At 74.8% G+C, this 12,065-nt stretch carries 14 protein-coding genes; 9 read left to right on the forward strand and 5 right to left on the reverse strand.

Going from position 1 to position 12,065, the window contains the following annotated elements; all coding sequences use genetic code 11:
• Positions 1–24: 24 nt before the first annotated feature.
• On the reverse strand, positions 25–1,356 hold the full coding sequence (gene gdhA, locus ACN27B_RS22805) for an NADP-specific glutamate dehydrogenase (protein WP_098745112.1): 1,332 nt from the start codon (positions 1,354–1,356) through the stop codon (positions 25–27).
• Between the two features lie 102 nt (positions 1,357–1,458).
• Between gdhA and ACN27B_RS22810 the strand changes: the two genes are divergently transcribed.
• Genes ACN27B_RS22810 through ACN27B_RS22825 form a run of 4 tightly spaced genes read left to right on the forward strand, consistent with a single transcriptional unit; the run spans position 1,459 to position 4,363 of the window.
• On the forward strand, positions 1,459–1,812 hold the full coding sequence (locus ACN27B_RS22810; RefSeq protein WP_245666650.1) for a MazG-like family protein: 354 nt from the start codon (positions 1,459–1,461) through the stop codon (positions 1,810–1,812).
• A gap of 30 nt (positions 1,813–1,842) precedes the next feature.
• On the forward strand, positions 1,843–2,682 hold the full coding sequence (locus tag ACN27B_RS22815) for a hypothetical protein (protein ID WP_099161321.1): 840 nt from the start codon (positions 1,843–1,845) through the stop codon (positions 2,680–2,682).
• Positions 2,683–2,691: 9 nt separating this feature from the next.
• Positions 2,692–3,663: a pirin family protein gene (locus ACN27B_RS22820; protein WP_422741490.1), complete on the forward strand. Its 972-nt coding sequence runs from the start codon at positions 2,692–2,694 to the stop codon at positions 3,661–3,663.
• A 31-nt stretch (positions 3,664–3,694) separates the two neighbouring features.
• Positions 3,695–4,363, forward strand: coding sequence for a hypothetical protein (locus tag ACN27B_RS22825; RefSeq protein WP_422741491.1), 669 nt, complete (start codon positions 3,695–3,697; stop codon positions 4,361–4,363).
• A gap of 217 nt (positions 4,364–4,580) precedes the next feature.
• On the opposite strand, the gene ACN27B_RS22830 is transcribed toward ACN27B_RS22825, so the two are convergent.
• Complete coding sequence (locus tag ACN27B_RS22830; RefSeq protein ID WP_422741492.1) at positions 4,581–5,243, reverse strand: DUF1345 domain-containing protein; 663 nt, start codon at positions 5,241–5,243, stop codon at positions 4,581–4,583.
• 8 nt (positions 5,244–5,251) lie between these two features.
• A complete protein-coding gene (locus tag ACN27B_RS22835; protein ID WP_091575486.1) occupies positions 5,252–5,521 on the reverse strand; it encodes a DUF2795 domain-containing protein in 270 nt (89 codons plus the stop codon).
• A gap of 142 nt (positions 5,522–5,663) precedes the next feature.
• On the opposite strand from ACN27B_RS22835, the gene ACN27B_RS22840 reads away from it, so the two are divergent.
• A complete protein-coding gene (locus ACN27B_RS22840) occupies positions 5,664–6,071 on the forward strand; it encodes a DUF2267 domain-containing protein (protein WP_091575483.1) in 408 nt (135 codons plus the stop codon).
• Between the two features lie 22 nt (positions 6,072–6,093).
• Here ACN27B_RS22840 and ACN27B_RS22845 read toward each other — a convergent pair whose 3' ends face one another.
• Positions 6,094–7,251 (reverse strand): CaiB/BaiF CoA transferase family protein, encoded by a 1,158-nt coding sequence (locus tag ACN27B_RS22845; RefSeq protein ID WP_422741493.1) that lies wholly within the window; start codon positions 7,249–7,251, stop codon positions 6,094–6,096.
• 247 nt (positions 7,252–7,498) lie between these two features.
• Between ACN27B_RS22845 and ACN27B_RS22850 the strand changes: the two genes are divergently transcribed.
• From ACN27B_RS22850 to ACN27B_RS22865, 4 genes are read left to right on the forward strand one after another with little or no spacing between them, the layout of a single operon-like run.
• The gene (locus ACN27B_RS22850) at positions 7,499–8,545 is read left to right on the forward strand and encodes a TerC/Alx family metal homeostasis membrane protein (RefSeq protein WP_091575478.1); all 1,047 of its coding nucleotides are present in this window, start codon (positions 7,499–7,501) and stop codon (positions 8,543–8,545) included.
• 40 nt (positions 8,546–8,585) lie between these two features.
• A complete protein-coding gene (locus ACN27B_RS22855) occupies positions 8,586–9,185 on the forward strand; it encodes a sulfite oxidase-like oxidoreductase (protein ID WP_422741494.1) in 600 nt (199 codons plus the stop codon).
• A 1-nt stretch (position 9,186) separates the two neighbouring features.
• Complete coding sequence (locus ACN27B_RS22860) at positions 9,187–9,945, forward strand: ferredoxin reductase (protein WP_099161315.1); 759 nt, start codon at positions 9,187–9,189, stop codon at positions 9,943–9,945.
• A gap of 17 nt (positions 9,946–9,962) precedes the next feature.
• A complete protein-coding gene (locus ACN27B_RS22865) occupies positions 9,963–10,256 on the forward strand; it encodes a DUF6510 family protein (protein WP_099161314.1) in 294 nt (97 codons plus the stop codon).
• A gap of 11 nt (positions 10,257–10,267) precedes the next feature.
• On the opposite strand, the gene ACN27B_RS22870 is transcribed toward ACN27B_RS22865, so the two are convergent.
• The gene (locus ACN27B_RS22870) at positions 10,268–11,965 is read right to left on the reverse strand and encodes a glycosyltransferase (RefSeq protein WP_422741495.1); all 1,698 of its coding nucleotides are present in this window, start codon (positions 11,963–11,965) and stop codon (positions 10,268–10,270) included.
• Between the last annotated feature and the right edge of the window lie 100 nt (positions 11,966–12,065).

Raw genomic sequence — 12,065 nt, forward strand, 5'->3', positions numbered from 1 at the left:
GCCCGGTCGGTCCACCGTGGCCGGTCAGACCACGCCGTGCGCCAGCATCGCCTCGGCCACCCGCCGGAACCCGTTGATGTTCGCGCCGGCCACGTAGTCGCCCGGCAGCCCGTACTCCTCCGCGGTCGCCCAGCACCGCTCGTGCACGTCCCGCATGATCTCTCGCAACCGCTGCTCCGACCGGTCGAACGTCCACGCGTCCCGGCTGGCGTTCTGCTGCATCTCCAACGCGCTCACCGCCACCCCGCCCGCGTTCGCCGCCTTCCCCGGGGCGAACCGCACCCCGGCCCGGCCGAGGATCCGCACCGCCTCCGGCGTGGTCGGCATGTTCGCGCCCTCCACCACGGCGACGCAACCGCCGGCCACCAGCGCCGCCGCCTCCGCGCCGCCGATCTCGTTCTGGGTGGCGCACGGCAACGCCAGGTCGCACGGCACCTCCCAGACGCTGCGGCCGGCGACCGCCACCGCGTGCGGCACCTGCCGCACGTAGTCGTCCAGCCGGGTCCGGCGCTCCTCCTTCACCTCGCGCAGCAGCGCCAGGTCGATGCCCTTCTCGTCCAACACGTAGCCGTCGGAGTCCGAACAGGCCACCACCGTGCCGCCCAGCTGGTGGACCTTCTCGATCGCGTAGATGGCCACGTTGCCGGACCCGGACACCACCACCCGCTTGCCGTCCAGGCTGTCCCCGGTCTGCCGGAGCATCTCCTCGGCGAAGAAGACCGCCCCGTAGCCGGTGGCCTCGCGCCGCACCTGCGCGCCCCCGTACGTCAGGCCCTTGCCGGTGAGCACGCCGGCCTCGTACCGGTTGGTGATCCGCTTGTACTGCCCGAACAGGTAGCCGATCTCCCGTCCGCCCACCCCGATGTCCCCGGCCGGCACGTCGGTCTGCGGGCCGATGTGCCGGTACAGCTCCGTCATGAAGCTCTGGCAGAACCGCATCACCTCCCGGTCGGAGCGGCCCTTCGGGTCGAAGTCGGCACCACCCTTGCCGCCACCGATCGGTAGGCCGGTCAGCGCGTTCTTGAAGATCTGCTCGAAGCCGAGGAACTTCACGATCCCCAGGTAGACCGACGGGTGGAAGCGCAGCCCGCCCTTGAACGGGCCCAGCGCGCTGTTGAACTCCACCCGGAAGCCACGGTTCACCCGGACCCGGCCGTGGTCGTCCTCCCACGGCACCCGGAAGATGACCTGCCGCTCCGGCTCGCAGATGCGCTCGACCAGCTCGGCGTACGCGGGGTGCCGGGCCAGGGCCGGTCCGATGCTCTCCAGTACCTCCCGCACCGCCTGGTGGAACTCGGGCTCGCCCGGGTTCCGCGCGACCACCTTGGCGAACACCGTCTCGACGGTCTCCGGCATCACGGACACGTCCTTCCGCCTCCCGGTGCCGGCACCGTTGCCCGCACCGCCCCCGGATACGGATCGTCACCGTCGTCCGGTTCACTGGGCCGGGTGGACGACATGATCTGGACCTCGGCGCGGGACGCCCGCGCCTGGCTGGACGCCGCCAACGGCACCGGCGACACGGAACTGACCTGCCGCATCCTGAAGATCGGCGAGGAGGCCGGCGAGGTGGCCGCGGCCTGGATCGGGGTCCTCGGCCAGAACCCGCGCAAGGGCGTGACGCACACCCGCGAGGAGGTCGCCGCGGAACTGGCCGACGTGGCGTTCACCGCCCTGGTGGCCATCGAGAGCCTGGGGTTGGACGCGCACGCGGCGCTGGCCGCGTGTGTCGCCAAGGTGCACGCCCGCCTCGGCGAGGCGGCTCCGGCGGCACCGGCGGGAATGAACCGGAGCGGAAACGGAGACGTATGAGCCAGTGGGGACCGGCGAGAGGGGACGACCATGACGGCATCCGGGGACGACCCTGACCTGAGCGGGCCCCGCTGGTCGCGCACCGCCCGGGCCCTGGTGGCCGCCGCCGTGCTGGTCGTGGTGCTCGGCGTGGCGGCGATCGCGGTCACCCTCGCCAACCCGGCCCGGCTCGGCACGGTCTTCTCCGGCGGGCCCACGTCGCCGGTCACGGACGCCGGTGGCTCCGGCGGGGTGGGCGGCGCCGAGGTCGCCGCCGCCGAGACGCTCACCGCGCCGCGCGGGGACCGCCGGCAGGCGGACTTCGAGCTGGTCGACGGCCTGACCAGCTTCACCCTGCGGGCCGCCGACCTCGGCGACGACCTCTACCGGATCGGCGCGCCGGACGACGCCGGGGTGACCCCGCGCCCGCAGCTGACCGGTGACCGGGTCCGGCTGCGGATCGAGGAGAACGGCCGGTCCGGTCCCTCCGCCGTCGAGGTGGTGCTCAACTCCCGGGTGACCTGGCGGCTGCGGCTCGTCGGTGGCGTCAGCGAGCAGCGGCTCGACCTGGGCGCGGCCCGGCTGGCCGGGATCGAGCTGATCGGCGGCGCCGCGCGTACCCGGCTGTCGTTGCCGCCGCTCGACGGCGCGCTCACCGTCCGGATGACCGGCGGCGTCAGCGAGCTGACCGTCGCCGTGCCCGGCGGGCCGCCGGCCCGGGTGCGGGTCGCCGCCGGCGCCGGTTCGCTGGCGCTGTACGACGAGCGTCGCGCCGGCATCGCCGCCGGTGAGCTGATCAGCTCGCCCGGCTGGGACCGGGCGGCCGACCGGCTCTACCTCGACCTGGTCGCCGGCGCGAACGCGGTGAGCGTGACCGCGGACCGAGCGTAGAGTCGGGCGGTGGACCGTACCGAATCCCTGCCGGCGCAGACGCTCCCCCCGGGCGTCGGCGCCACCGACCCGGGCAGCGTGCTGCTGCCCGGGCACGACGTCCCGCTCGGCCGCTACACCACCGTGCGCCGGCTGCTGCCGCAGCGGCAGCGGCGGATGGTCGGCGCGTGGTGCTTCGTCGACCACTTCGGCCCGGACGACGTGGCCGAGCGGCCCGGCATGGAGGTGCCGCCGCACCCGCACACCGGCCTGCAGACCGTCACCTGGCTGCTCGACGGGGAGATCCTGCATCGGGACAGCCTCGGCAACGTGCAGCCGATCCGCCCGGGGCAGCTCAACGTGATGACCTCCGGGCGCGGCATCGCCCACTCGGAACGCTCCCCGCTGGTCCACCCGCCGCTGATGCACGGCGTGCAGCTGTGGGTAGCGCTGCCCGACCCGGCCCGGGCCGGCGACCCGGACTTCGACCACCACGCCGAGCTGCCCCGGTGGCGCGACGGCGACCTCGACCTCACCCTGCTGATCGGGGAGTTCGGCGGGGAACGCTCGCCGGCGGTGACGTACACCCCGCTGGTCGGCACGCAGATCGAGGTCCGGGGCGCGGCGCCGGCCACGCTGCCGCTGCGCCCCGACTTCGAGTACGGGCTGCTGGCCATGTCCGGCTCCGCCGAGTCCGACGGCGTGACCGTCGCCCCCGGCGCGCTGCTCTACCTCGGCGCCGGCCGGACGTCGCTGTCGCTGACCGGGGTCCCGGGCAGCCGGCTGCTGCTGCTCGGCGGCGCCCCGTTCGACGAACCGCTGGTGATGTGGTGGAACTTCGTCGGCCGGTCGCACGAGGAGGTGGCCGCCGCCCGCGAGGACTGGATGGCCGGTCGCCGGTTCGGCACGGTCGCCGACGACCCCGCGCCGCCGCTGCCCGCCCCGGCGCTGCCCACCACTCGGCTCAAGGCCCGCGACCGCAGCGGCGGCCTGCACGGCTGAATGGCGCGTCCGCGCCGGGGTAGTCCGCGGCATGCCGACAACCACTGCCACCCGCAGCGTCGAGGAGAAGAAGCGACTGGCCCGCCGGCTCGCCAGGGACGGACGCGGCTTCGCCGAACGGTACGGGTTCCGGGTGACGAACAACCCGTCCCAGCTGTTCCAGGTGCTCTACCTGGCCGTGCTGCTCGCCCGCCGGGGCGACTTCCACCGGGCGGTCGACGCGGCGACGGCGTTGCGCGACGCCGGCTGGGACAGCGCCGCGCGGATGGCCCGCTCCCGGCACGCCGACCGGGTCCGCGTGCTGCGCGAGGCCGGGCTGCGCGGCGACCTGTCCGCGCTCGCCGACACCCTCGGCGACCTGGCCCGCACCCTGGTCGAGACGTACCGGGGCGACCTGCGCCGGCTGCGGACCACCGCCCACCAGGACCCGGCCGGGGAGCGACGCCTGCTGACCGCGCTGCCCGGCGTGGACGACGAGGTGGCCGACCTGTTCCTGCGCGAGGCGCAGGCGCTGTGGCGGGAGGCGGCCCCGGTCGCCGACCGTCGGGCCCTCGCCGCGGCCCGGCGGCTGGGGCTGGGCCGCTCCGCCGCCGACCTCGCCGGGCTGGCCGGCGGCGGCGAGTCGGAACGGCTGTCCTGGCTGGTCGGGGCGCTGGCCCGGGTGGATCTGGAACGGCGCTACGCGGAGGTCACCGGCTGAGCGCGCACGTGCGCCCGGACACACTTCCGCGATTCTCACCCGTTCGGCTGATGTCGCATCGTATGATGATCGTGGCAGCGATGCCCGCCCGGTTCGGGCGAACATCCACCGCCTGGTGGTCGCGACCCGGTTCGGGCGTGAACCGCCAGGGACAGGTGTTGCGAGGCGCCCCAGGTCGCGGTTCGTGGCCCGGGGCGCCCGCCTGTCGACGGGCGCCCTATCGGGCCAGAGTTGCCAACAGGTTCACCGTCGCGGCGACGATGACCGCGCCGAACAGGTACGACAGCAACGTCTGGCGCAGCACGGTCCGGCGGACGTCGCGGTCGCTCACGTCCGTGTCGGACACCTGGAACGTCGTCCCCACCGTGAACGCCACGTAGGCGAAGTCGGTGAAGTCGGGCGGCTCGTCCTGGTGGAAGTCGATCCCGCCCGGCTTGCCGCCGTAGTAGAGCCGCGCGTACCGGGTGGTGAAGACGGTGTGCACGACGAACCAGGAGAGCACCACACTGAGCACGCCGAGGCCGGCGTACACGGCCCGGGCCAGCCCGGGCGGCACCTGGCCGGCCGTGGTGAACACCATGCCCATCGCGAGCAGGCTGCCCAGGCACGCGGCCAGCAGCAGCGCGTCGCGCATCGCCCGGCCGGGGTCCTCCAGCTTGGCCAGCCGTGCGGTCCGGGCGGCGTCCAACCGGGACAGCCGGGTCCACTCCAACGCCAGCCAGGCCAGGGCGGCGGCGTCCCAGCCCACGAGTGGCGCCAGCACCGGCCGGACGAGCACCCCGGCGGCGGTGCCGGAGGCGACGCCGACCAGCCCCATCACGGCGAGCTGGAGCGCGGCCGGCACGTGCCCCCGGGCCCGGGCCGCCGGGTGGCGCGGCACCGCAGCGGTCAGATGCCGCGCAGGTGCTGCGAGACCCGCGGGTGGCGGTCCCGGGCCTGCGCCGCGCGCTGCGACGGGCTCACCTCGGGAGCGGCGTCGATGCCGGCCGAGCGGGCCACCTCGGTGCCGTTGGCGTAGTCCACCGGGGGCAGCGCGCGCAGCGCCCGCAACACGTCCGGCGGCGCGCCCTCCCGTTCCGCCTCGCGGATGACGTCGTCCTTCCCGGCCGGGTAGTCCAGCGCGGACAGGTACTCCAGGACATCCGTGTAACTCGCCATCAGTCGGGCTCCTCGCGCCAGTAGTTGGGGTCACGACCGGGCGGCGGATACCCGCCGCGCGCCGGGTCACGCCCCCGACGACGCCTGTTTCCGCCGGGCCGGGACGGGTAGCCGCGGGGGCGCACCGAAGGGGGTACCACCGATGCACTACCTGACCTTCGTGGGCCGGGTCGCCCGGCTCACCGGCACCGCCGAGGACCGGGCGGCGACGTTGACCCGGGCCACCCTGGAGACGTTGGCCGAGCGGTTGACCGGCGGCGAGGTGCTGGACCTGGCCGCGCAGCTGCCCAAGCCGCTGTGGGGGCTGCTCAGCCCGCACCCGCGTACCGAGGCGGCCGAGCGGTTCGGCGCGGCCGAGTTCGTCGCCCGGGTGGCCCGCCGGGCCGACTGCGACGAGAACACCGCGCGCACCGCGGTGGGGGCCGTGTTCGCCACGCTGCGCGAGGCGATCAGCAGCGGCGAGTTCCAGGACGTGGTGGTGCAGCTGCCCCGGGACTACCGGGACATGGTGGAGCCGGCCCTCGCGCCCGCCGCCACCCGTCGCCGCTGAGCCGGCGTCGGCCCCGGACGCGTCAGCCGACCGTGCCGGCGGCGCGCAGCGCCGCGATCCGGTCGGCGTCCAGGCCCGCCTCGGCGAGCACCTCGTCGGTGTGCTCGCCCGGCGCGGGCGGGGGCCGGCGGACCGACGTGGGCGTGCCCGAGAAACGCGGCGCGGGGGCCGGCTGGGTGACCCCGTCCGGCGCGACGAACACCTCGCGGGCCGCCAGGTGCGGGTGCCGCGGGGCCTCCGCCCAGTCGAGCACCGGCGCCACGCAGGCGTCCGTGCCGTCCAGCAGCGCCGCCCACTCGTCCCGGGTACGCGTGAGGAACAGCCGCGCCCACGCCGCGCGCAGCGCCGGCCAGGTCGCCGGGTCGTCGCGGTCGGGAGCGTCGTCGCCGTCGAGCGGGAACCCGGTGAGCCGCACCAGTTCGGCGTAGAACTGCGGTTCCAGCGCGCCCACCGCCACGTACCGGCCGTCGGCGCACTCGTAGGTGTCGTAGAAGGGCGCGCCGCCGTCGAGCAGGTTCACCCCGCGCCGGTCCTGCCAGAGGCCGAGCCCGCGCAGCGCGTGGATCTGGGTGGCGAGCACCGACACGCCGTCCACGATGGCCGCGTCGACCACCTGGCCGGGCGCGCCGCCGCGGACGGCGTACAGCGCCGCGACCATGCCGAGGGCCAGCATCATGCCGCCGCCGCCGAAGTCGCCGAGCAGGTTCATCGGCGGCACCGGCGGCTCCCCGGCCCGGCCCACGCCGTGCAGCGCGCCGGTCAACGCCAGGTAGTCGATGTCGTGGCCGGCGGTGGAGGCGAGCGGACCGTCCTGCCCCCAGCCGGTCATCCGTCCGTAGACCAGGCGCGGGTTGGCGGCGAGGCAGTCCGCCGGGCCGAGGCCGAGGCGTTCGGTCACCCCCGGCCGGAAACCCTCGACCAGCGCGTCCGCCCCGGCGACCAGGCCGCGCACCAGCTCCCGTCCGGCCGGCTGCTTCAGGTCCACCGCCACCGAGCGGCGGTTGCGGTTGAGCAGGTCACCGGGGAAGGCCCCGAAGCCGCCCCCACCGACCCGGTCGACGCGCACCACGTCCGCGCCGAGGTCGGCGAGCATCATGGCGGCGAACGGGCCCGGGCCGATCCCGGCCAGCTCGATCACCCGTACGCCGGTCAGCGGTCCCTGGTTGGTCACCCGCGTCACCCTAGGGGGCCGGGACCCGCGACGCCACGGCCCGGCCGCCCGCACAGCGGTTGACCAGGGCAATCATCCGTGGCGTGACTTGGCGTCCGGCCCCGGGTTGGCCTAGCCTTGTCCCCACGAGGGGAGTACTTCCCACGAACCATTCCGGTCAGTACGGCGAACCCCCCGAGGGCGAGCCTCGGGTGGTTGCCCACGAAACCGTGGGTGAAGGAGACCTCGAACATGCCACGGTGTTCGAGGAGGCCCCATGTCCGAACTGTCATACCTGTCCGCCGCCGAGCTGTCGTCGGTCGGCACGCCCACGCTGTGGGCGGTGACGATCGCCGGCGTGCTCGCCCTGCTGGTGCTGGACTTCCTCGTCACCCGCAAGCCGCACGAGGTCTCCATCCGCGAGGCGCTCGGCTGGTCGGCCTTCTACATCGCCCTGCCGCTGGCCTTCGGCGCGTGGATCTGGTCGCGCTACGGCGGCCAGCAGGGCATCGAGTACCTCACCGGTTACCTGGTCGAGAAGTCGCTCTCGGTCGACAACCTCTTCGTCTTCATGCTGCTGCTGGCCGCGTTCGCGGTGCCGGCCGTGCTCGCCCAGCGGGTGCTGCTCTACGGCATCGCCGGCGCGCTCGTGCTGCGCGCCGTCTTCATCGCGCTGGGCGCCGCCGCCCTGCAGACGCTCGACTTCGCCTTCCTGCTCTTCGCGCTCATCCTGATCGCCACCGCGGTCAAGCTGCTGCGCGACGCCCTCTCCGGGCACGAGCAGGAGGTCGACATCAACAAGATGCGGTCGGTGAAGCTGCTGCGCAAGGTGATGCCCGTCGTCGACGACTACCACGGCACCCGGATGACGATCCGGCAGGGCGGCCGGCGGGCGCTCACCCCGTTCGCGCTGGTCGTGGTCGCGGTGCTCGCCACCGACGTGGTCTTCGCGGTCGACTCGGTGCCCGCCGTCTACGGCATCACCGAGGACCCGTACCTGGTCTTCGCGACCAACGCCTTCGCGCTGCTGGGCCTGCGGGCGCTCTACTTCGTGCTGCACGCCGCGCTGAGCCGGCTGGTGCACCTCAGCTACGGCCTGGCGGTCATCCTCGCCTTCATCGGGCTCAAGCTCGGCCTGCACTGGGCCCACGGCATCTGGAAGGGCGTCCCGGAGATCCCGACGCTCGCCTCGCTCGGCGTCATCATCGGTGTCCTGGTGGTCGTCACCATCACCAGCCTGCGGGCCACCCGGGACAGCGGCGACGGCGACCGCACCGTCGTGCACGAGGTGCAGGGCGGCGGCCCCGGCGGGCACTCCCGCTGAAGCACTGCCCCGGCACGGTCGGGAGTGGTACGACTGACGGGTGGGAATCGTCTCGCCGGGCTTCCAGGGCCGGCCCCGTTCGTCCGCGCCCGACCTGCCGCCGGGGCAGTACCTCACCGAGGACTTCCCGGTGCTCTCCGCCGGCCCGACGCCCCGGGTGCCGCTGGACACCTGGGAGTTCGTGCTGACCACCGAGACCGGTGCGGAGTACCGCTGGTCGTGGGACGAGCTGATGGGCCTGCCGCAGGACACCCCGACGGTGGACCTGCACTGCGTGACCCGCTGGTCCAAGCTCGGCACCACCTGGCAGGGCGTCTCACTCGACACGCTGCTCGACGGCGTCGACACCGGCGCCCGGTACGCCCTGGTCCACTCCTACGGCGGCTACACCACGAACCTGCCGCTGGACGACCTGCGCGGCGGGCGGGCCTGGGTGGTGCACACGTACGACGGCGGTCCGCTGCCGGCCGAGCACGGCGGCCCGGCCCGGCTGCTCGTCCCGCACCTCTACCTGTGGAAGTCCGCCAAGTGGGTGCACGGGCTCCGGCTGCTCGTCGACGACCGGCCGGGTTTCTGGGAGACCGCCGGCTACCACGACTACGGCGACCCGTGGCGCGAGCAGCGCTACCAGGGCGACTGAGGTGGCGGCCCCGGCCACCGGCCGTCGGGTCGCGCCGCTGATGTGGCGGGTGGCCCGACTGGTCGAGCGGCGGATCGAGACGCCGACCGCGCAGACGCTGGTGCTGGACGTGCCCGGCTGGCCGGGGCACCTGCCCGGCCAGCACGTCGACCTGCGCCTGACCGCTCCCGACGGCTACCAGGCGGCCCGGTCCTACTCGCTGGCCGGTCCGGCCGAGGGGGAGCGGATCGAGGTGACCGTGCAGCGGGTGCCCGACGGCGAGGTGTCGCCGTACCTGGTCGACACCTACGCCGAGGGCGACCCGGTGGAGGTGCGCGGACCGGTCGGCGGCTGGTTCGTCTGGCGCACCGACGAGACCGCGCCGGTGCTGCTGGTGGGCGGTGGTTCCGGGGTGGTGCCGCTGATGGCCATGGTCCGCGCGCGCCGGGCCGCGGGCAGCCGGGTCCCGTTCCGGTTGATCTACTCGGTGCGCACCCCGGACGACGTGATCTACGCCGACGAGCTGCGCCGCCGGGCCCGCGACGACCAGGGCCTGGACGTCGCGTACGTCTACACCCGGCAGGCGCCCGACGGCTGGCGGGGCGAACCGCACCGGATCGGCCTGGCCGACGTGAACAGCCACGGCTGGCCGCCCGACCTGGAGCCGCTCTGCTACGTCTGCGGTCCCACCGGCTTCGTGGAGACCGTGGCCGACCTGCTGGTGGGGCTGGGCCACCCGACCCGGCGGGTCCGGACCGAGCGCTTCGGCCCGACCGGCTGACGATCCGAGGAGAGCGCATGACGGACATGTCCTACCTGGACGGCAACATGCTCGACGGGCCGCTGCGCGAACTCTTCGCGGTCGACCTGAGCAGCACCACCGGGCGGTGCGACACCTGTGGGACGACCGGCCCGATGGCCGGCCTGCACGTCTACTCGCACGCGCCGGGCCTGATCGGCCGGTGCCCGGCCTGCGCCGGCGTGATGGTGCGGCTGGTCCGCGCGCCGGAGCGGGCCTGGCTGGACCTGCGCGGCAGCACCTATCTCCAGGTCCCGATGCCGCTCGACCAGGGCTTCCGACCCGCCCACTGAGCCCGCCCGGCTCAGGAGGTGACGGTCACCCGGCCGACCTGCGCCGGCCCCGGCTCGGCGTGGTTGCCGCTGCGCTCGACCGCCGCGCCGGCGCGGGGCGCGGCCCGCACCGTCGTGCGGGCCGGCGTCGCCGGGCCGGTCGGGCGCCGCTGCCACCGCCGACGCAGCCGCCCGACCAGCTGACCCACGGTCACCGGCACCACCGACAGGACGAGCTGGCCGCTGCGCGGGTCGACGGTCGCGGCCACCCCGTACAGTCGGGCGCCGTGGCGCAGCACCCGGGGACGGCCGGCGGCGAGCCGGGGCGCGCGTACCGGCGCGGACCCGCGGCCGTGACCGCCGTCCACCTCGGTCCGCACCGGGTGGCGCTGGCCGCTGGCCGCGCCGACCGCGAGGAGCCGGTCGACCGGGAAGTCGGTGCGCACGGTCCGACCGCTCGGGTCGGTCGCGTCCAGCCGGGTGGCGCCGGCGACCGGCCCGGCGGCCAGGCGGACCGGCCCGGCCGCCGTCGCGAAACCGGGGTACGGGCTGCGCGCGGTCACCGTCAGGGTGTGCCCGTCGACCCAGCTCACCTCGACCGTGTCCAGCCGGGCCAGCCAGTCCGCGCGCACGTCGGTGACGTCGGTCCAGGCCGCCGGCGCGCCCGGGTAGCCGGCGTGCCAGCGGCCCCCGGCCACCACCGTCTCCGGTACGCCCCGGGTGGCGTCCTGCTCGATGACGGCCAGCAGGTCGTCCACCCCGCCGGCGGTGACCGCCCCCAGGCGCAGCCGCGCCTCGATGTCCAGCCGGGCCCGCACTCCGTCGGTGACGTGCTGCTCGACCAGCCGGCGGACGCTCGCGTGCACCCGCTCCTGGGCGGCCCGGTCCAGCCGGCGGAAGTCGTCGCCGACCAGGTTGGCCAGCTCCAGCCCGGCGTGGCGGCGCAGCACCGCGTCCCGGCGCGGGCCGGCGGGGATCAGGTCGGCGACGAACGCGAACAGCCGCTCGACGCTGACCAGGCGCTGCTCCACCCGGCTGTGGTAGGTGATGTTGCGGGCGTCCAGCCGGCGCACCGCGTGGTAGTAGTCGTAGTCGGCCAGCACCGAGATCCGTCGGGCGTGGTAGCAGGCGGCCAACGTGAACGGCTGGTCGCTGAGGACCGGCATGTCCTCCGGGAAGCGGAGCCCGAGCCGGTCGACGAGGTCGCGGCGGAACAGCTTGGTGTTCGCCAGCGACCACGGCAGCTCCGAGTCGAACAGGCTCACGTCGACCGCGTTGCCGTCGGCGAACACGTCGGAGAAGACGTGCCGCCCGTTGACCCCGACCACCTTGCCGAGCACCACGTCGGAGCCGTACCGGTCGGCGGCGGCGACCAGCCGTTCCAGCGCCTCCGGTCCGAGCCGGTCGTCGGAGCCGAGAAAGAAGACGTACCGGCCGGTGGCCAGGTCCAGGCCGCGGTTGCAGGGGGCGGCCGGACCACCGGAGTTGGCCTGGTGGACCACCCGCACGACGCCGGGGTGCCGCGCGGCGAACCGGTCCAGCAGCCGCCGGCTGCCGTCGGTGGACCCGTCGTCCACCGCCACGATCTCCATCCGCTCCGGCCCGATGGTCTGCCGCAGCAGCGAGTCGAGGCAGGCACGCAGGTAGCGCAGGGTGTTGTAGACCGGCACGACGACGCTCACGTCGGGGCGGGTCGTCGGTGTGCGGTCGGTCGCCGACTCGGCTGCCACTGCTGCTCCTTCGCGGGGTCGGCCGGGTGGTGCGGCGCGACCCAGCGTGGTGGAGCGACCCGTCCGGGTGACGACACCGACATGACGGCGAGGTGACCGA

The sequence above is a fragment of the Micromonospora sp. WMMD754 genome, assembly GCF_049315235.1.
Taxonomy (GTDB): Bacteria; Actinomycetota; Actinomycetes; order Mycobacteriales; family Micromonosporaceae; genus Micromonospora; species Micromonospora sediminicola.